This is a genomic window from Reyranella aquatilis, assembly GCF_020880995.1.
Lineage (GTDB): Bacteria > Pseudomonadota > Alphaproteobacteria > Reyranellales > Reyranellaceae > Reyranella > Reyranella aquatilis.
The window spans coordinates 89,446-107,822 of record NZ_JAJISD010000006.1; the positions used below are offsets into that span (position 1 = coordinate 89,446).

Annotated in this window: 14 protein-coding genes and 1 tRNA gene; 6 read left to right on the forward strand and 9 right to left on the reverse strand. The window is 67.2% G+C overall.

Annotated elements, in window-relative coordinates:
- Positions 1-13 precede the first annotated feature (13 nt).
- The 5 genes from gltB to LJ725_RS14865 form a co-directional block, all read right to left on the reverse strand.
- On the reverse strand, positions 14-4,558 hold the full coding sequence (gene gltB / locus LJ725_RS14845; RefSeq protein WP_230551426.1) for a glutamate synthase large subunit: 4,545 nt from the start codon (positions 4,556-4,558) through the stop codon (positions 14-16).
- Positions 4,559-4,715: 157 nt separating this feature from the next.
- Positions 4,716-4,901, reverse strand: a complete 186-nt coding sequence (locus tag LJ725_RS14850) for a 4-oxalocrotonate tautomerase (RefSeq protein WP_068191259.1) — start codon at positions 4,899-4,901, stop codon at positions 4,716-4,718.
- An 18-nt stretch (positions 4,902-4,919) separates the two neighbouring features.
- Positions 4,920-5,531 carry a glutathione S-transferase family protein gene (locus LJ725_RS14855; protein ID WP_230551427.1) on the reverse strand — a complete coding sequence of 204 codons (612 nt, stop codon included), beginning with the start codon at positions 5,529-5,531 and terminating at the stop codon, positions 4,920-4,922.
- Between the two features lie 3 nt (positions 5,532-5,534).
- Positions 5,535-6,977 (reverse strand): NAD(P)-dependent oxidoreductase, encoded by a 1,443-nt coding sequence (locus LJ725_RS14860; protein WP_230551428.1) that lies wholly within the window; start codon positions 6,975-6,977, stop codon positions 5,535-5,537.
- A gap of 265 nt (positions 6,978-7,242) precedes the next feature.
- Positions 7,243-8,196 (reverse strand): complex I NDUFA9 subunit family protein, encoded by a 954-nt coding sequence (locus LJ725_RS14865; RefSeq protein ID WP_230551429.1) that lies wholly within the window; start codon positions 8,194-8,196, stop codon positions 7,243-7,245.
- 133 nt (positions 8,197-8,329) lie between these two features.
- Between LJ725_RS14865 and LJ725_RS14870 the strand changes: the two genes are divergently transcribed.
- The 4 genes from LJ725_RS14870 to LJ725_RS14885 all read left to right on the forward strand — a co-directional run bounded on the left by LJ725_RS14870 (position 8,330) and on the right by LJ725_RS14885 (position 11,281).
- Positions 8,330-8,414, forward strand: a tRNA-Leu gene (locus tag LJ725_RS14870).
- A gap of 25 nt (positions 8,415-8,439) precedes the next feature.
- On the forward strand, positions 8,440-9,063 hold the full coding sequence (locus LJ725_RS14875; protein WP_230551430.1) for a ribonuclease D: 624 nt from the start codon (positions 8,440-8,442) through the stop codon (positions 9,061-9,063).
- 82 nt (positions 9,064-9,145) lie between these two features.
- Positions 9,146-10,681, forward strand: a complete 1,536-nt coding sequence (rpoN, locus tag LJ725_RS14880) for an RNA polymerase factor sigma-54 (RefSeq protein ID WP_268990669.1) — start codon at positions 9,146-9,148, stop codon at positions 10,679-10,681.
- Between the two features lie 129 nt (positions 10,682-10,810).
- The gene (locus tag LJ725_RS14885; RefSeq protein ID WP_230551432.1) at positions 10,811-11,281 is read left to right on the forward strand and encodes a PTS sugar transporter subunit IIA; all 471 of its coding nucleotides are present in this window, start codon (positions 10,811-10,813) and stop codon (positions 11,279-11,281) included.
- A gap of 22 nt (positions 11,282-11,303) precedes the next feature.
- Here LJ725_RS14885 and LJ725_RS14890 read toward each other — a convergent pair whose 3' ends face one another.
- Positions 11,304-11,525 carry a DUF1150 family protein gene (locus LJ725_RS14890; protein ID WP_230551433.1) on the reverse strand — a complete coding sequence of 74 codons (222 nt, stop codon included), beginning with the start codon at positions 11,523-11,525 and terminating at the stop codon, positions 11,304-11,306.
- Between the two features lie 34 nt (positions 11,526-11,559).
- Positions 11,560-12,018, reverse strand: a complete 459-nt coding sequence (locus LJ725_RS14895; RefSeq protein ID WP_230551434.1) for an Hsp20 family protein — start codon at positions 12,016-12,018, stop codon at positions 11,560-11,562.
- Between the two features lie 273 nt (positions 12,019-12,291).
- On the opposite strand from LJ725_RS14895, the gene LJ725_RS29190 reads away from it, so the two are divergent.
- Positions 12,292-13,974: a heparinase II/III family protein gene (locus tag LJ725_RS29190; RefSeq protein ID WP_230551435.1), complete on the forward strand. Its 1,683-nt coding sequence runs from the start codon at positions 12,292-12,294 to the stop codon at positions 13,972-13,974.
- Between the two features lie 21 nt (positions 13,975-13,995).
- On the opposite strand, the gene trpS is transcribed toward LJ725_RS29190, so the two are convergent.
- Complete coding sequence (gene trpS, locus LJ725_RS14905) at positions 13,996-15,069, reverse strand: tryptophan--tRNA ligase (protein ID WP_230551436.1); 1,074 nt, start codon at positions 15,067-15,069, stop codon at positions 13,996-13,998.
- 220 nt (positions 15,070-15,289) lie between these two features.
- On the opposite strand from trpS, the gene LJ725_RS14910 reads away from it, so the two are divergent.
- Positions 15,290-17,080 carry a peptide ABC transporter substrate-binding protein gene (locus tag LJ725_RS14910; protein ID WP_230551437.1) on the forward strand — a complete coding sequence of 597 codons (1,791 nt, stop codon included), beginning with the start codon at positions 15,290-15,292 and terminating at the stop codon, positions 17,078-17,080.
- Between the two features lie 3 nt (positions 17,081-17,083).
- Here the strand turns inward: LJ725_RS14910 and LJ725_RS14915 are convergent, their stop codons facing one another.
- Complete coding sequence (locus LJ725_RS14915) at positions 17,084-18,370, reverse strand: MFS transporter (protein ID WP_230551438.1); 1,287 nt, start codon at positions 18,368-18,370, stop codon at positions 17,084-17,086.
- Positions 18,371-18,377: the final 7 nt, after the last annotated feature.

The following is an 18,377-nucleotide window of genomic DNA, read 5'->3' on the forward strand; positions in this document are numbered from 1 at the left end:
CCTGCGTCCGCGCTTAGGCGCGCTTTTCCTGCGCGACGGTAAGCGGCTGGGGCAGTCGCGTCAGCATTTCCTTCGGCACGACCTGCCAGAAGTGTCCGACCTGGCGGTCCCAGTCGTTGAGCAGGCGGGCGCCCAGCGGCGACTTGGTCTCCGCGACATGCTCGGCCACCAGCCCCTTCAGCACGGCCTCCCAGTGCGGATGGTCGATCCGCTGCCAGGTCACCGTCTCGGGATTGACCTTCAGCTTGAAGGAGTCCTCCGGATCGTAGAGGAACGCCATGCCGCCGGTCATGCCGGCGCCGAAGTTGACGCCGATCGGGCCCAGGATCACCGCGGTGCCGCCGGTCATGTACTCGCAGCCGTTGGAGCCCAGCCCCTCGACCACTGCATCGGCGCCGGAGTTGCGCACGGCGAAGCGCTCGCCGGCGCGACCCGAGGCGAACAGCTTGCCGGCCGTCGCGCCGTAGAGGACCGTGTTGCCGATGATGGCGTTGGCCTCCGGCACCAGCGGGCTCGAGATGGTCGGCTTCACCACGATGGTGCCGCCGCTCAGGCCCTTACCGACATAGTCGTTGGCATCGCCGAACACTTCGAGCTTCATGCCCTGCACGGCGAAGGCGCCGAGCGACTGGCCGGCCGTGCCGCGCAGGCGCACGGTCACGGTGTCGGGCTGCAGGCCCGCCATGCCGTACTTGCGCGTGATCATGGCGGCGAGACGCGTGCCCACGGCGCGATGGGTGTTCCGCACGCTGTACTGCAGCTGCATCTTCTCGCGGTGCGTGAACAGCGGCTGCACGTCGCGCAGCATCTGGGCGTCGAGCGTGTCGGGCACCTCGTTGCGCCCCTCGACCGTGCAGTGGACGGTCTCGCGGCCGCCGTCGGCCCGCGTCAGCAGCGGGTTGAGGTCGAGATCGTCGAGATAGCGCCCGCCGCGGCTCACCTGCTTCAGCAGATCGGAGCGGCCGACGATCTCGAGCAGCGACCTGTAGCCGAGCTGCGCCAGGATCTCGCGGACCTCCTCGGCCACGAAGCTGAAGAGGTTCACCACCTTCTCGGGGCTTCCCTCGAACTTTTCGCGCAGCTTCGGATCCTGGGTGCAAACGCCCACCGGACACGTGTTCGAGTGGCACTGCCGTACCATGATGCAGCCCATGGCGATCAGCGACGCCGTGCCCAGACCGTACTCCTCGGCGCCCAGCATGGCGGCGATCACCACGTCGCGGCCGGTCTTGATGCCGCCGTCGGTGCGCAGCAGCACCTTGTCGCGCAGCCGGTTCAGGGTCAGCACCTGGTGCGTCTCCGACAGGCCCATTTCCCACGGGATGCCGGCATACTTGATGCTGGTCTGCGGCGAGGCGCCGGTGCCACCATTGTGGCCCGACACCAGGATCACGTCGGCCTTGGCCTTGGCCACGCCCGCCGCAATGGTGCCGATGCCGGAGCGCGCGACCAGCTTCACGGTCACGCGCGCCTCGGGGTTGATCTGCTTCAGGTCGTAGATGAGCTGCGCCAGATCCTCGATCGAGTAGATGTCGTGATGCGGCGGCGGGCTGATCAGCGTGACGCCCGGCGTCGAGTGACGCAGCTTGGCGATCATCTCGGTGACCTTGAGGCCGGGCAGCTGCCCGCCCTCGCCGGGCTTGGCGCCCTGGGCCACCTTGATCTCGAGCTCCCGGCAGTTGTTCAGGTACTCGGCGGTGACGCCGAAGCGGCCCGACGCGACCTGCTTGATGGCCGACGAGGCATTGTCGCCGTTGGGGCGCGGCTTGTAGCGCGCGGCATCCTCGCCGCCCTCGCCGGAGTCCGACTTGGCGCCGATGCGGTTCATCGCGATCGACAGCGTCTCGTGCGCCTCCGGCCCGAGCGCACCCAGCGAGATGCCGGGCGCCACCAGCCGCTTGCGCAGCTCGGTGATCGATTCGACGTCGTCGAGCGCGATCGGCGCGCGATCGGTCTTGAAGTCGAGCAGGTCGCGCAGGTTGATCGGCGGCTGGCGGCGGACCGCCTCGCTGTACTTGCGGTACTTCGCGTAGGACTCGGTGTTCACCGCGTCCTGCAGCATGTGGATCAGCGCGCCCTCGAAGTTGTGGCGGTCGCCGCCGCGGCGGGCCTTGTAGAAGCCGCCGATCGGCAGGGCGATCACGTCCTCATCGAAGGCGCGCGCATGCTGCTCGGCGATCTTGGCCTGCACGCCGCGCAGGCCGATGCCCGAGATGCGCGACGGCATGCCGGGGAAGAACTCGGCGACCAGTGAGCGCGACAGGCCGACCGCCTCGAAGTTGCAGCCGCCGCGGTAGGACGACAGGACCGAGATGCCCATCTTGGACATCACCTTGAGCAGGCCCTCGTCCAGCGCCTTCTTGAAGTTGGCGAGGCACTGGCCAAGCGACAGCTTGCCGAACAGGCCACGCGCATGGCGGGCCGCGATCGTCTCCTCGGCGAGATAGGGGTTCACGGTGGTGGCGCCGACGCCGATGATGACGGCGACGTAGTGCACGTCGAGGCATTCGCCCGAGCGCACGTTCAGCGAGGTGAAGGTGCGCAGCGACTGGCGCACCAGGTAGGAATGCACGGCGCCGGCGGCCAGGATCATCGGCAGGGCCGCGCGGTCGGCATCGACGTTGGCGTCGGTCAGGACGATGTGCAGGCAGCCACTGCGCACGGCATCCTCAGCCTCCTTGCAGATGCGCTCGAACGACTGGCGCATCGCGTCGAGCCCGCCCTTCGGATCGAAGGTGCAGTCGATGCGGGCCACCGTGTCGCCCATGTACTTGCGCATCGCCTCGAACTCGGCGTTGAGCACGATCGGCGACTGCAGCGACAGCATCTCGCTCTGGTCGGGATTCTCGTCGAGGATGTTGCCGAGATTGCCCAGCCGGGTGCGGATCGTCATCACGTTACGCTCGCGCAACGAATCGATCGGCGGGTTGGTGACCTGGCTGAAGTTCTGCCGGAAGTAATGGTGCATGCCGCGATAGGTGTCGCTCAGTACCGCGAGCGGCGCGTCGTCGCCCATCGAGCCGACGGCCTCCTTGCCGTCCTCGACCATGGGATGGAGGATCGTCTCGAGATCCTCGATCGACCAGCCGGCGGCGAACTGACGGCGGCGCAGCTCGTCGGCCGGGAAGTGCTCGGTGGCCGGCGCGTCCTGGCGGATCAGCGAATCGAGCTCGACGGTGCGCTGCGTCCAGCTCGCATAGTCGTGGGTCGCGGCCAGCATGTCCTTCAGCTCGCGGTCCTTGTAGACCTTGGGCTGGTCCATATCGACGGCCAGCATCTCGCCCGGGCCGAGGCGGCCCTTCTCGACGATCTTGGCCTCGTCCTGCGGCACCATGCCGGCCTCGGACCCTGCGATCAGCAGGTTCTCGGACGTCATGACGTAGCGCATCGGCCGCAGGCCGTTGCGGTCGAGCCCGACCAGCGCCCACTTGCCGGCGACACCGGCGATGGCGGCAGGTCCGTCCCACGGCTCCATCACGCCGTTCACGTAGTTGTACATGGCGCGATGATCGGCCGGCACGTTGGGGTTCGTGGCCGAGGCCTCGGGAATCATCATCGTCTTGACCATCGGCAGGTTGCGATGGCCGCGCACCAGCAGCTCGAACACGTTGTCGAGCGCCGACGAATCGGAGGCGCCGGGCTGCACGATCGGCTTCAGGTCCTCGATGAAGCGGCCGAAGGTCTCGTGCTCCAGCCGTGCCTCGTGGCTCTTCATCCAGTTGACGTTGCCCAGGATGGTGTTGATCTCGCCGTTGTGCGCGAGCACGCGGAAGGGCTGCGCCAGCTTCCACTGCGGGAAGGTGTTGGTCGAGTAGCGCTGGTGGAAGATCGCGAAGCGCGAGACGAAGCGCTCGTCGAGCAGGTCGGGATAGAAGGCCGACAGATGCTCGGCGAGGAACATGCCCTTGTAGACGACAGAGCGGCAGGAGAGTGAGCAGACGTAGAACTCGGCGATGTTCTCGGCGAGCGCCGCCTTCTCCATGCGCCGGCGCAGGATGTAGAGCTGCTTCTCGAACTCGCGGTTGTCGAGCTTCGCATCGCCGCGGCCGATCAGGATCTGCTCGATCTCGGGTCGCGTCTCGTTGGCCTTTGCGCCGATGACCGAGATGTCGACCGGCACCTGCCGCCAGCCCAGGATCGTGTGCCCGAAGCGCAGGATCTCGGTCTCGACGATGGTGCGGCAGCGCTCCTGCGCGCCGAGGTCGGTGCGCGGCAGGAACACCATGCCGACGGCGATGCGCCCGACCTGCGGGACTTCGCCGCTCGAATCGCGGACATATTCCTTGAAGAAATCCTGCGGGATTTCGACGTGGATGCCCGCGCCGTCGCCGGTCTTGCCGTCGGCGTCCACGGCGCCCCGATGCCACACCGCCTTCAGCGCATCGATGCCCGCGGCGACCACGTCGCGCCGTCGCTTGCCGTCCAGCGCGACCACCAGACCGACGCCGCAGGAATCGAGTCCCTCGGCGGGGTTGTAGCCGTAGGCGGCGGTCAGCTTCTCGGTTCCGCTCTGGTAGTCGCGGACGAACTGCTCGGCATCGAAGGGAAGGGTGGACATGGGGCTAATCCTCACCGTGGCTTTCCCCCTCCGGCCTTTCAGGCCACCTCCCCCGTATGACGGGGGAGGGAGAGCCTTGGACCTCATCCACCTCCACCGTCATACGGGGGAGGCAGGGAGGGGGTGAGCGACGCAACGGGTGTCTAAAACTCTGAGATCATGTGTCGGAGAACAGCTTGCCGGCCTCGGCCCAGTTCTCTTTCTTGATGTCGGTCAGCACGATCTGCACGGCGTCGGGCGTGCAGCCCAGCGCGCGGCAGGTGCCTTCGGTCAGCTCCTTCGCCAGCGCACGGCGCTGCTCGATCGTGCGGCCTTCGAACATCTGGACGTTGATCATCGGCATTTTCTTCTTCTCCCTGGGTTAGAACTTGTGATCGATCGCGACGTGGCCGGGCTGCGCCTTCACACGCGCCATCCAGGCGGTGACGTTCGGATAGCCCGAGAGGTCGAACCCGCCCTCGTCGGCGACATGGGTGTAGGCGTAGAGTGCGATGTCGGCGAGGCCGTAGCGCTCGTCGACGAAGAAGCTTCGGGTCGCAAGATGCTTCTCCATCACGTCGAGCGCGGCGTAGCCCTTCTTCATGATGTCGGGCAGGTTGCCTTCCTGCTGCGGCGAGAGCCTGTCGAGGAAGTGCTTCCAGAAGCGCGCCACGGCGATATAGGGCTCGTGGCTGTACTGTTCGAAGAACATCCATTGCAGCGTCTGCGCCCGCGCCAGCCGGTCCTTCGGCGCGAACGCCGTGCCCTCGGCGAGGTACCAGAGGATCGCGCCGGACTCGAAGAGGAACGTTCCGTCCTCCAGTTCGAGCGTCGGGATGCGGCCGTTCGGGTTCTTCGCGAGAAACTCTGGCGTGCGCGTCTCGCCCTTCAGGATGTTCCGCTCGATGCGCTCGAACGGCAGGCCAAGCTGCGACATCAGCAGCCAGACCTTGTAGCCGTTGCCCGACCCGGTGAAGTCGTAGACCTTCAGCATCGTCTACTCCGCCGCAATGCGCTGGGCGGCGAGTGCCTTGCCCGCGAGATAGGTGTGGATGCGCTCGGCGGCGTCGCGGCCGTCGCGCACCGCCCACACGACCAGTGAGGCGCCGCGCACGATGTCGCCGGCGGCGAATACGCCGTCGAGGCTGGTCATCATGCTCTTCCAGTCGATCTTCAGCGTATTCCAGCCGGTGACGCCGAGGTCCGGCGCGCCCATCGCCGCCGGCAGGTCCTCGGGGTCGAAGCCCAGCGCCATCAGCACGAGATCGGCCTCGATGTTGACGTGGCTGTTGGGAATCTCCTGCGGCGTCTGGCGCCCCGAGGCGTCGGGCATGCCGAGATGGATGCGCACCGTGCGCACGTGGCTCACTTTGTCCTTGCCGAGGAAGGCCTGTGGCGCGGCGAGCCAGACGAACTCGACGCCTTCCTCCTCGGCGTGCTTCACCTCGCGCTGCGAGCCCGGCATGTTGGCGCGGTCGCGGCGATAGAGGCACTTCACGGACTTCGCGCCCTGGCGCACGGCGGTGCGCACGCAATCCATCGCCGTGTCGCCGCCGCCGATCACCACCACGTCCTTGCCCGCGGCGTTCAGCAGGCCCGATTCGAAGTCCGGCACCGTGTCGCCCAGCCCTTGCCGGTTCGAGGCGGTGAGATAGTCGAGCGCGGGCGCGATGCCTGCGAGGCCGACGCCCGGGGCGGCGATGTCGCGTGCCTTGTAGACGCCGGTGGCGATCAGCACGGCCCCGTGGCGCGCGCGCAGTTCCTCCAGCTTGACGTCGCGGCCGACTTCGCAGTTCAGGTGGAAGGTGACCTTAGAGTCGCGCAGCAGCTTCTCGCGACGCTGCACGATCTCCTTCTCGAGCTTGAAGTTCGGGATGCCGTAGATCAGCAGGCCGCCCACCCGGTCGTAGCGATCGTAGATCGCGACCTGGTAACCCTTGCGGCGCAGCTGCTCGGCCGCGGCGAGGCCGGCGGGGCCCGCGCCGACGATGCCGACGCACTCGGTCCGCTCGCGCCGCGGCTGGATCGGCTTCACCCAGCCGCGCTGCCAGGCGGTGTCGGTGATGTACTTCTCGACCGAGCCGATGGTGACCGATTCGAAGCCCTTCTCGATGACGCAGTTGCCCTCGCAGAGCCGGTCCTGCGGGCAGATGCGGCCGCAGATCTCGGGGAAGTTGTTGGTCGCGGAAGAGAGTTCGTAGGCCTCGTCCAAGCGGCCCTCCGCCGTCAGCTTCAGCCAGTCGGGGATGTTGTTGTGCAGCGGACAATGGATCTGACAGAACGGCACGCCGCACTGCGAGCAGCGGGAGGCCTGTTCCGCCGCTTTCTGCTGGGCGTAGCTCTGGTAGATCTCGTCGAAGTCGCGGCGGCGCTCGGCAGCCGGCCGCTTGTCGGGCATGGCTTGCGGCGTTCCAACGAACTTCAGCATCCTCTCGGCCATCCCCGGCCTCCTCGACAATGTGTGAAATTTTATTACGCAAAAACCGCGCCGATCGCGGCTTTGCTGCGTTGTTGGAGACATTAGACCACGCCACAAAACTATAGTCAACTATGTTGACCTAATTATGCTGGGGTCGGCGGCTTGTCTCAGAAGAACACCGAAGAAGGATTCTCCGCTGCCTCAAGTGATACCGAAATAGGACTATGTGTTCTGGGCAAGCGTAGTCGCCGTCTGTGACGGCTGCATGAGTCAGGCAGGAGGCTGGTTAGGCCGGGGCGTGCTGGTTGTAGCGGCCGCCGACGCGATAGCGGTCGAGGTACGTCGGCAGGATGGCCTCGGCGGCGGTCGGCTCGATCCCGAGGGCGGCGAGGCCCGGCGCGCCCGGTCGGGCGATGTTGTCGGTGATCAGCAGGTCGACCTGGTCGTGGGTCAGCGGCGGTACCGGCAGGAACTCCGCGAAGAAGCCCGCCAGCCGCATCAGGCCGGCCGGCACGCCGACGATTCGCTTTTCGCGATCGATTTCGCGCAGCACCAGCGCCGCGATCTCGCGGTAGGTGTAGACGCGAGGGCCGCCGAGCTCGAACACCGTCTTGGCCGTCTCGGGTCGCGCCAGCACCGCCACGACGGCGCTGCCGATGTCGCCGACATAGACCGGTTGCACGCGGGCCGAGCCGTCGCCGACCACCGGCACGAACGGCGCCTTGGCCGCGATCTGGGCCATGCGGTTGAACATCGCGTCTTCCGGGCCGAAGACGACGCTGGGCCGCAGGATCGTGGCGTCGGTGAAGCCGGCGACGATCGCGTCCTCGGCGTCGACCTTGGAGCGGATGTACTTGTTCGTCGAATTGCGCTGGTCCCCACCCATGCCCGACATGTGGATCAGGCGCTTCACGCCGGCGGCCTTTGCGGCTTCGGCGATGGCGCGGCTGCCCTCGACGTGGACGGTCTGGTAGCTCTGTCGCCCGCGCTGGAAGGGGATGCCAGAGGCGTTCACCACCGCCTGGCTGCCGGCGATCGCGGCCTTCACCGAGGCGGCGTTGCGCAGGTTGGTCCGCATGACCGTGATCTGGCCGACGTCGCCGGCCGTCTTGATCCGCTCGGCCAGTTCGATGCGTCGGCAGGCCACCCGCACCTGGTAGCCCTCCTGCGCCAGCGCCCGCACGATGGCGCGGCCGACGAAGCCGCTGCCGCCAAAAACCGTGACCTGCTTGATGCTCATGGAAGCTGCCTATAGCCCAAAGCCGCGACGGTGCAAGGGGCGAAGCGCCCCGGCCGACCGTCGGGATGCGTCGCGCGGTTGACATCGGCGCGGCACGGCCCTAACTCAGCGCCCGCACTAGACCGCATGCCGTGCCCAGGTGGCGGAATTGGTAGACGCACTAGTTTCAGGTACTAGCGCCGCGAGGCGTGGAAGTTCGAGTCTTCTCCTGGGCACCATGCGGGTCAGTCGGAGCACCCCTTAATGGCGATCAGCCTTCACCGCGGCGATCTTCCCGCGGACCTGTCGTTCGGCCCGGTCGTGGCCATCGATACCGAGACTATGGGTCTCAACCCCCATCGCGACCGGCTCTGCCTGGTCCAGCTCTCGGCCGGCGATGGCAACGCCCACCTGGTGCAGATACCGCGCGGTGCGCCCCGGGGCGCTGCAAAGGCGCCGCGACTGGCCGCCCTGATCGCCGATCCCAAAGTGCTGAAGCTCTTTCATTTCGGCCGTTTCGACATCGCCGTGCTCGAGCATTCGCTGGGCGTGCGCTGCGAGCCGGTCTACTGCACCAAGATTGCCGCCAAGCTGGTGCGGACCTTCACCGACCGCTTCGGCCTGAAGGACCTGTGCCGCGAACTGCTCGGCGTCGACCTGTCCAAGCAGCAGCAGACCTCGGACTGGGGTGCCGACAGCCTGACCGATGAGCAGCTTGCCTACGCCGCTTCCGACGTACTGCATTTGCATGCGCTGAAAGCCAGGCTGGACTCCCTGCTGGAGCGGGAGGGCCGCCGCGAACTGGCGCAGGCCGCGTTCGATTTTCTGCCGACCCGGGCGCGTCTGGACGTCGCCGGCTGGCCCGAAACGGACATCTTCGCGCACTGATCGAAAATTCGTGCTGACTCTGGCACGGTTCTTGCTGTAGGGTATCCACGGGGAGGTCCACAGACCTTCGGGGTGGGGTGCCATGCGTATCGGTCCGAGTCTAATCCTCGCGTCTCGCCAGACGTTGGCGATGACGCCCCAGCTTCAGCAGGCCATCAAGCTCCTGCAATTTTCGCACCTGGAGCTCGCGGCCTTCATTCAGCAGGAGCTGGAGAAGAACCCGCTGCTCTCCGAGGGCTCCTCGGAAGAGGCCGCCGCCGGGGAGTACGAGGCACCTCCCGTCGAAACCCCGCGCGATACCGCCGAGGCCCTGCAGGCCGCCGCTCCGGCACTGGCCGATGCCGACGATCGCTGGACCCGCGAGCATGCCGACCGCGGCGGCGACGCCGCCGCCAGCCGCGCCGGCCAGCGCGAGGATGCGCCCGATGCGCTCGACTTCGTGGCCGAGCGCCAGCAGTCGCTGGCGGTCCATGTGCTGGAACAGCTCGAACTGATGTTCAAGGATCCGGCCGAACGCCGCATCGCGCTGAAGATCGCCGAAGGGCTGGACGAGGCCGGCTACTGCCGTCTCGAGGCGGCCGCGGTGGCCGAAGCCGTCGCCACCGACATCGCGCTGGTCGAGAAGATCTGGGCGCGGCTGCGCCAGATGGAGCCGGCCGGGCTGTTCTCGCGCACGGTCGCGGAATGCCTGGGCGCCCAGCTCGCCGAGCGCAATCGCCTCGATCCGGCGATGAAGGCGCTGCTCGACAATCTCGACCTCGTCGCTGCCGGCGAACTCGGCCAGCTGCGCCGCCGCTGCGGCGTCGACGACGAGGACCTGCGTGACATGCTGGCCGAGCTGCGCACCCTCGATCCGCGTCCCGGCCTTGCCTTCGAATTCGAGCCGATCCAGCCGGTGGCGCCGGATCTCTACCTGACGCCGGCCAAGGACCCCGACACCGGCGAGGATGGCTGGCACATCGAACTCAACACCGATTCGCTGCCCAAGGTGCTGGTCGATCGCAACTACCACGCCACGCTGATGAAGGGTGCGCGCGCCAAGCCCGACCGCGACTTCGTCGCCGAGCGTTTCCAGTCGGCCAACTGGCTGGTGAAGACGCTGGAGCAGCGCGCCACGACGATCCTCAAGGTCGCGCGCGAGATCGTGCGCCAGCAGGACGGCTTCTTCCGCCACGGCGTCAGCGCGCTGAAGCCGCTGGTGCTGCGCGACATCGCCATCGCCACCGAGCTGCATGAGAGCACGGTGAGCCGCGTCACCTCCAACAAGTACATCTCCACGCCGCGCGGCATCTTCGAGCTGAAGTACTTCTTCACCTCGGCGCTGCCGGCCCGCACCCCGGGCGTGGTCGTTTCGTCAGAATCGGTTCGGTCGCGCATTCGCCATCTGGTCGGCGGCGAGAACGCGCACCAGCCGCTCAGCGACGATCGCATCGTCGATCTCCTCAAGGGCGAGGGCGTCGAGATCGCTCGCCGCACGGTTGCCAAGTACCGCGAGGCCATGCGCATTCCCTCGTCGGCTGAGCGTCGGCGCCTGGGCCGCCTCGGCATGAGCCGTCCGATGCCGAACCTCTCGTCCGCCCCCGTCGCCGTCGAGGCGATGACCGGTCCGGCGGACTGAGGCCGGGCACCCGGCGGGACCGCCCGTGCTGCCGAGCGACGGCTTGACCCGGTCGGGGGAGGCGCCTATAGGGGCGCACCCCTCGCAGGGCCGATTTCAGTTCGCGCTCGCTAACCCATTGGTGACATTGTGGAAATCGCCGATTTGCTGACCGGCCCGGATGCCGTTCTGGCCAGCGCCAAGGCGACCGGCAAGAAGGCGCTGCTGGCCGAAATCGCCGGCCGTGCGGCCGGTCTCTTCCAGATCGACGAACGCAGGCTGTTCGACCGCCTGCTGGAGCGCGAGCGCCTCGGATCGACCGGGATCGGCGGCGGCATCGCCATTCCGCATGGGCGGCTGTCGACCATGACGCGGCCGCTCGGCCTGTTTGCCCGCCTGGCGCATCCCGTCGACTTCGACGCGATCGACGAGCGTCCCGTGGACATCGTTTTCCTGCTGGTCACCCCGGAGGGCGCGGGCGCCGACCATCTGAAGGCTCTGGCGCGTGTCTCACGGCTGTTGCGCGACCGCAGCCTCGTCGAGAAGCTGCGCGCGACCGAAAACGCCGAGGCGCTCTACGCGCTGCTCGTAGAGACGGTCCAGACCCAAAGCGCGGCCTGAACCTTCTTCTGCCGACTTCTCCTCAGTGGACCAGCGCGGGCTCGAGTTCGTGCTGGCGGATCAGCGCCTGCGCGATCTCGATCGAGGGTACCGAAGCCATCGGCTTGCCGTCCGCCGAGAAGATGCCGACCGCGTGTGCGCCGTCGGGCAGGTTGATCGCCTTCACGTAGGCGATGTGCTCCGCGCCGAGACTGAGGAAGGCCTCGTCGGCGAGCGGCGTGAAATTCAGGACATTGTTTTCCATGGCTACCTCCTTGGCAGCATCAACGCGCTCCGCCTCAACGGCTGCGACGCGCATCGATATCGATCGTCTGGTCGGCACCGGCGGGACGGCCGGCATCGATACGGATGGTTCGGATTCGGGGCTCGACGACGGGACGGACCAAGTCGATCGACAGCAGCCCGTTGTCCAGTCGGGCACCCACCACCTCGATCCCGTCGGCGAGCATGAACGCCTTCTGAAACTGGCGGGCGGCGATGCCCCGGTGGAGATAGATGCGGTCGCCGTCGTCGGCCTGCTTGCCTCGCACCGTGAGCTGGTTCTCCACCAGTTCGATGGTCAGGCCTTCGCGAGTGAAGCCGGCGACCGCCAACGTGATGCGCAGTCCGTTCTCGCCGATCCGCTCGATATTGTACGGAGGATAGCCTTCGGCGTTCTTGGCCAGGCGGTCGAGCGTCCGCTCAAGTTGGTCGAAGCCCAGTAGCAGGGGCGAATTGAACATCGTTACGCGACTCATGAATAACCCCCCTCCGCGGAGCGAGTGGTCGGGAACCCCGTTCGGGCACTCCCTTGGAATGAATCTGGTGTGCGTGAGATGAGGTTCAAGGGCGGCACGGGCCCGTGAACCATCGCCACCGGGCTCCGACTGGGCTAAAATGCATCCAAAACCCCTCCACCGCCCGGCCGCTCGAGCCTCCCGGGCCAAAGAACAGAAACGATGACGCTGGTCGCCTCTGACACAAGACGGCCCGGTGAACCTTTGGTTTCCGGGGCCCGGCCCATCCGTTCGGTGCCGACACGCCCATCCGCCGCCGCGAAGCGGGAGCGGCAGCCGTTCGGACGCTGGTTCCTCGGTTCCTCCCTCTATTCGCTCACCCTGGGCTACAACACGCCGCGCAGCTTCTTCGCGGTCGCCGCCGATTCCTGGCCGGGCGATCCGGTGCTGGGCCAGCGGCTGCTCCAGGCCGGCGAATTCGCCGCCGCCGGCAGCGTCGGAACGGTCCTGCCGGATTCCGACGATCCCCCCTGGCAGCGCCCCGGCGCGGCCCCGCTGTGGCTCGACGCGCTGAACGGCTTCGCCTGGCTGCGCGACCTGCGCGACAACGGCGATCCGCACGGCGCGATGCTCGCTGCCCGGCTGGTCGACGACTGGACCAATCGTGAGTGGCGCTGGTCGCCGGTGACGTGGAAGCGCGACGTGCTCGCCGCCCGCATGGTCGCCTGGATCCGCCACTACGAATGGCTGGCCTCGGCGGCCGACCCGGGCTTCGCCGCCCGTTTCGTCTTTTCGCTCGGCCGCCAGCGCGTCCACCTGCGCCGCGTCGCGCGGCGCGGCATGGTCGGCCACGAGGCCGTCGCCGTGTACAAGGCGATGATCTTCGCCGACCTCGCCTTCATCCGCGACGGCAAGCACTTCGAGAAGAGTCTCGATCAGACGCTGGGCCGGCTCGCGAAGTTCGTGAAGCGCTACGTGCTGCACGACGGCATCGTGGCGGAGCGCGCGCCGCATCTTCAGCTCGCGGTGCTGCGTCACCTGATCGACGTGCGGGCGGCGCTGGCCTCGGCCGAGCGGCGCGCCCCGGCCGAACTCGTTGCCGCCATCGACCGCATGGCGCCGATGCTGCGCTTCTTCCGGCATGGCGACGGTGGCCTCTCCCTGTTCAACGGCACGTGGGAAGGCGACCGTCGCCTGATCGACCTCGTGCTGGCGCGTTCGGGCTCTGGCGAAGTCGCGCCGACCATGGCGCTGGCCAGCGGCTTCCAGCGGCTCTCGGCCGGAACGTCGCTGGTGATCGCCGATGCCGGCAGCCCGCCGGGCCGCGGCATGGACGGGATCGCCCATGCCGGCACGCTGAGCTTCGAGATGAGCGCCGCGCACGAGCGGCTGATCGTGAACTGCGGCACCTATCCGGGGGCGCCGCGCGACTTCCAGCATTTCATGCGCTACACGGCCGCCCATTCGACGGCGGTGGTCGACGACGTGAACTCGACCGAGATCACCAATCACGGCGCGCTCGAATATCGCGCCGGCAACGTGCTGATCGACCGGGCCGACGATGGCGGCGCGCAGTGGCTCGATATGTGCCACGACGGCTATCGCTCGCTCTACGGCATCATCCACCGGCGGCGGCTGTGGCTGTCGCCCGACGGCGGCGATCTGCGGGGCGAGGATTCGTTCCTGGGCTATGAGGGCCGTCCCGTCACCGTGCCGGACCAGCGCTACATCGTGCGCTTCCACCTGCATCCCACGGTCAAGGCGACGCTGGCGCAGAGCGGTCAGGCGGTGCTGATGCGGCTGCCGAGCGGCCGCGGCTGGCGCTTGCGCGCGACAGGCGCCGGCATCGGCCTGGCCGAGAGCATCTATCTCGGCGAGGAAGGCCGCGTGCGCCGCACCGAGCAGATCGTGCTGGTGGGCCAGGTCCCGGCGGAGGGCACCACGGTGAAGTGGGCCCTCACGCGCATGGAGGGATGACGCTGAGGGAGCACCCCAGCGTCAAGGCTTCAGGAAGCCGACGGTCCGGTAGACCTCGTCGAGGATCGGCGCGGCGATGGCGCGGGCGCGCTGGGCGCCGTTGCGCAGCACGCCATCGACATGGCCGGGATCCTTCATCAGCCGCTGCATCTCGGCGCCGATGGGTCCGAGCTTGGCGACCGCGAGTTCGGTCAGAGCCGTCTTGAACTCGGAGAACTGCTTGCCGGCGAACTGCGCGACCACGGCGTCCTTCTCCTGGTCGGCAAGGGCGGCATAGATGCCCAGCAGGTTGTCGGCATCCGGGCGCTTCTCGGCGTCTTCCAGCGTGTCCGGCATCGGTAGCGGATCGGTCTTGGCGCGGCGGATCTTCTGGGCGATCGCGTCGGCATCGTCGGTCAGGTTGATGCGCGAATAGTCCGAGGGATCGGACTTGCTCATCTTCTTGGTGCCGTCGCGCAGGCTCATCACGCGCGTCGCCGCGCCGAAGATCAGCGGCTCGGTGATCGGGAAGAAGTCGGGCTGGGCGAAGTCGTTGTTGAACTTTATGGCGATGTCGCGCGTCAGTTCAAGATGCTGCTTCTGATCCTCGCCGACCGGCACGTGCGTGGCCTTGTAGATCAGGATGTCGGCCGCCATCAGCGCCGGATAGGCGAACAGGCCGAGCGAGACGTTCTCGCGGTCCTTGCCGGCCTTCTCCTTGAACTGCGTCATGCGGCTCATCCAGCCCATGCGCGCCACGCAATTGAAGATCCAGGCGAGCTGCGCGTGCTCCGGCACCATCGACTGGTTGAAGATGATCTGCTTGGTGCCGTCGACGCCGGCCGCGAGGAAGGCCGAGGCGATCTCGCGCGTCTGCGCGGCGAGCTGCGCGGGCTCCTGCCACACGGTGATCGCGTGCTGGTCGACCACGCAGTACAGGCACTCGTAATCGTTCTGCAGGCGCGCGAAGTTGCGGATGGCGCCGAGATAGTTGCCGAGGTGGAGATTGCCGGTGGGCTGCACGCCGGACAGAATCCGGCCCTTGAGGCCGCGCGCCTGGTAGGCGGCGAGATGCGGATTGGACGCCGGGGGCGCGGCGGTGGTCGTGTCAGGCATGGATGTGGACTCCGCTAGAGGTCGATGGCGCGGGGTTTGGACCTCCGCGCACCCCGCCGGTGGAAGGTCAGGGGCGGGCGGGTATCGCGCAGGCAGCCGCGATAATCAAGCTGGCGGCATTGACGAGGGCCGGCGCGGCTGCTCCGATCGAATCGCACGCATCTTGCAGCATAGCGGGAGCGTCAGGGACCGGCTTCGACACTCTGGATGGAGGCATCCGATGGACGAGCGTGGCTTGCGGGGTCTGATCGACCGGGTGAAGGCGGGTGACCTGTCCCGCCGCGGCTTCGTGCAACGGCTGGCGGCAGTGGGTCTCACCGCACCGATGGCGACCCAGCTCCTCGCCTTCTCCGGCGTGGCGATGGCGCAGTCGGCGCCGGTCTACAAGCCCACAAAGCGCGGCGGCGGCGGTCTGCTCAAGGTCCTGTGGTGGCAGGGACCGACGCTGCTCAATCCCCACTTCGCCGTCGGCACCAAGGATCGCGACGGTTCGCGCCTGTTCTACGAACCGCTGGCCGCTTGGGACCGCGACGGCAACCTGCGCCCGAAGCTCGCCGCGTCGATTCCGAGCCGCGAAGACGGCACGCTCGCCGCCGACGGCAAATCGGTGATCTGGAAGATCAAGCAGGGCGTGAAGTGGCATGATGGCAAGCCCTTCACGGCCGACGACGTCGTCTTCACCTGGGCCTATTCGAGCGATCCAGCGACGGCGACGGTGACGAGCGGCTCCTATAAGGATGTCGTGGTCGAGAAGATCGACGACTTCACCGTGGTTGTGAAGTTCAAGCAGCCCACGCCCTTCTGGGCGGACACCTTTGTCGGGTGGATGGGCTGCATCATCCCGAAGCATCTGTTCGGCGACTATGTCGGCGCCAAATCGCGCGACGCGCCCACCAACCTCAAGCCTGTCGGCACCGGCCCCTACAAGTTCAAGGACTTCAAGCCGGGCGACCTCGTCACCGGCGAGATCAACCTCGACTACCATGTGCCCAACCGACCCCACTTCGACGCGGTCGAGATGAAGGGCGGCGGCGATGCCGTGTCGGCAGCGCGCGCGGTATTGCAGACCGGCGAGTTCCACTTCGCCTGGAACATGCAGGTCGAGGACGAGATCCTCGTGCGCATGGAGAAGGGCGGTAAGGGCAAGGTCGTGATTACGCCGGGCGGCGGCATCGAGCACCTGCAGCTCAACAACACCGACCCGTGGACGGAGGTCGACGGCGAGCGTTCCAGCCTGAAGACGAAGCACCCCATCCTGTCGGATCCCGTCGTGCGCCAGGCGATCGCGCTGCTGATCGACAAGAAGTCGATCCAGGATCACATCTATGGCCGCATCGGCATCGCCACGGCCAACTACATCAACAATCCCGAGCGTTTCCGCTCGAAGAACACGACGTTCGAGTTCAACGTCGACAAGGCCAACGCGCTTCTCGACAAGGCCGGGTGGGTGCGCGGTGCCGACGGCATTCGCGCCAAGGACGGCAAGCGGCTGAAGTTCGTCTACCAGACCTCGATCAACCAGCCGCGGCAGAAGACGCAGGCGATCATCAAGCAGGCCGCCCAGAAGGCCGGCATCGAGATGGACCTGAAGTCGGTGACATCCTCGGTGTTCTTTTCGTCGGACGTCGCCAACCCCGATACCTACACCAAGTTCTATGCCGACCTGCAGGAATACAGCAACGGCATGGAAGCGCCCGACCCCGAGACTTTCCTGCGTCAGTTCTGTTCGTGGGAGGTGGCGACCAAGGACAACAAGTGGCAGGGCCGCAACGTCACGCGCTGGCAGAACAAGGAGTACGACGACACCCACAAGGCCGCGCAGGTCGAACTCGATCCGGTGAAGCGCGCTGCGATGCTGATCAAGTGCAACGAGCTGGTGGTCAACAACCAGGTCACCATTCCGCTGGTGATGCGGCCCAGCGCCGTCGCCATGAACAACAGGCTGGTCGCCGAGATCAGCGGCTGGGACAACAACACCTCCGATCTCGCGAACTGGTTTCTCGACGGCTGATCGTCAGGCGGCCTTCTCGCGATCCTTGTCGGGATGGTGGAACAGCAGGACCACCAGTACCGAGGAAAGCGCGAGTACGGTCATCAGCAGGAAGCCGTCGGCGAAGGAGCCGCGCAGGTTGAGCACCCAGCCGGTGATGGCCGGCGCCAGGAAGCCCGCGATGGCGAAGGCGAAGTCCATGATGCCCAGCGCGGTCGCGGCGCGCTGCGGCACGATATCGACGTTCACCGCATAGTAGGCGGCGTTGGCGCCCATCGACGAGGCCACCGCCACAGTGATGCCGGCGATGGCCACGGTGAGGTTGTCGGTGAGGGCCACCGGCACGACCGCGAGGGCGGCCACGAACTGGCTGCCGGCAATCAGCCAGGAGCGCGAGATGCGCATGCTGCCGGTGGTCTTGAGCAGATGGTCCGACCAGCGGCCCATCGCCCACAGCAGGAAGGCGGCGGACAGCCAGGGCAGCACCGAGAACAGGCCGACGGAGGCCAGGTTCAGCCCGTATTTGCGCTCCAGGTAGCTCGGCAGCCAGCTCATGAAGAAGAACAGGAAGTAGCCGAAGACGAAGAAGGCCCAATAGTTGGCGAGCAGGGTGCGATTGGTCAGCAGCGCCCCGAGGACGCCGGGCTCCGGCCAGGATTTCAGCACCGCGTGCGGCGCCGCGGTGACGCCCGGATCCACCTTGCGGATGTGGGCGAGTTCGGACGCGTTCACATGGCGCGACTGCGAGGGATCGTCCCGGAAGCAGAAGTACCAGAGCGGAATCCAGGCGGCCGACAGCACGAACAGCACGCCGAAGGTCAGGCGCCAGTCCAGCCAGCCGAGAAGCTGCGTCACCAGCGGCCCGCCGATGGCCAGCGCCAGCGGCACCGCCAGCAGGGCGTTGGCCAGCGCCGACGCGCGCTCGTGCGGCGACAGCCAGTGGCTCACCGCGCCGGTCAGCGCCGGGAAGTTCGGGCCTTCCGACACGCCCAGCAGGACGCGGGCGGCATAGAGGACGGCCACGCTGCCGGCGAGCGCGGTCGCACCGATCGACAGGCTCCACAGGAGGGCGGCGACCGTGAGCACCAGCCGCGCGCCGTAGCGGTCGACGGCGAAGCCGCCGATCAGGGTCGTCACGGCATAACCCAGGCCGAAGGCACCCAGGATGGCGCCGGTCGCCTCCGGCGAGAGGCCGAGATCGCGCTGGATCATCGGGATGGCATAGGAGAGGGCGGCGCGGTCGATGTAGTTCACGACCGTGATCGCGAACAGCAGGAAGACGATGAACCAGCGGTAACGCGTGCGTGGCATCCGCTTC

Excerpts from the sequence above, each read along its gene's own strand:
- LJ725_RS14855 (WP_230551427.1), bottom strand. The coding sequence starts at position 5,531 with ATGCTGAAGGTCTACGACTTCACCGGGTCGGGCAACGGCTACAAGGTC.
- LJ725_RS14850 (WP_068191259.1), bottom strand. The coding sequence starts at position 4,901 with ATGCCGATGATCAACGTCCAGATGTTCGAAGGCCGCACGATCGAGCAG.
- LJ725_RS14895 (WP_230551434.1), bottom strand. The coding sequence starts at position 12,018 with ATGAGTCGCGTAACGATGTTCAATTCGCCCCTGCTACTGGGCTTCGAC.
- LJ725_RS14910 (WP_230551437.1), top strand. The coding sequence starts at position 15,290 with ATGGACGAGCGTGGCTTGCGGGGTCTGATCGACCGGGTGAAGGCGGGT.
- LJ725_RS14875 (WP_230551430.1), top strand. The coding sequence starts at position 8,440 with ATGGCGATCAGCCTTCACCGCGGCGATCTTCCCGCGGACCTGTCGTTC.
- LJ725_RS14915 (WP_230551438.1), bottom strand. The coding sequence starts at position 18,370 with ATGCCACGCACGCGTTACCGCTGGTTCATCGTCTTCCTGCTGTTCGCG.
- LJ725_RS14890 (WP_230551433.1), bottom strand. The coding sequence starts at position 11,525 with ATGGAAAACAATGTCCTGAATTTCACGCCGCTCGCCGACGAGGCCTTC.
- rpoN (WP_268990669.1), top strand. The coding sequence starts at position 9,146 with ATGCGTATCGGTCCGAGTCTAATCCTCGCGTCTCGCCAGACGTTGGCG.
- gltB (WP_230551426.1), bottom strand. The coding sequence starts at position 4,558 with ATGTCCACCCTTCCCTTCGATGCCGAGCAGTTCGTCCGCGACTACCAG.
- trpS (WP_230551436.1), bottom strand. The coding sequence starts at position 15,069 with ATGCCTGACACGACCACCGCCGCGCCCCCGGCGTCCAATCCGCATCTC.
- LJ725_RS14860 (WP_230551428.1), bottom strand. The coding sequence starts at position 6,977 with ATGGCCGAGAGGATGCTGAAGTTCGTTGGAACGCCGCAAGCCATGCCC.
- LJ725_RS14865 (WP_230551429.1), bottom strand. The coding sequence starts at position 8,196 with ATGAGCATCAAGCAGGTCACGGTTTTTGGCGGCAGCGGCTTCGTCGGC.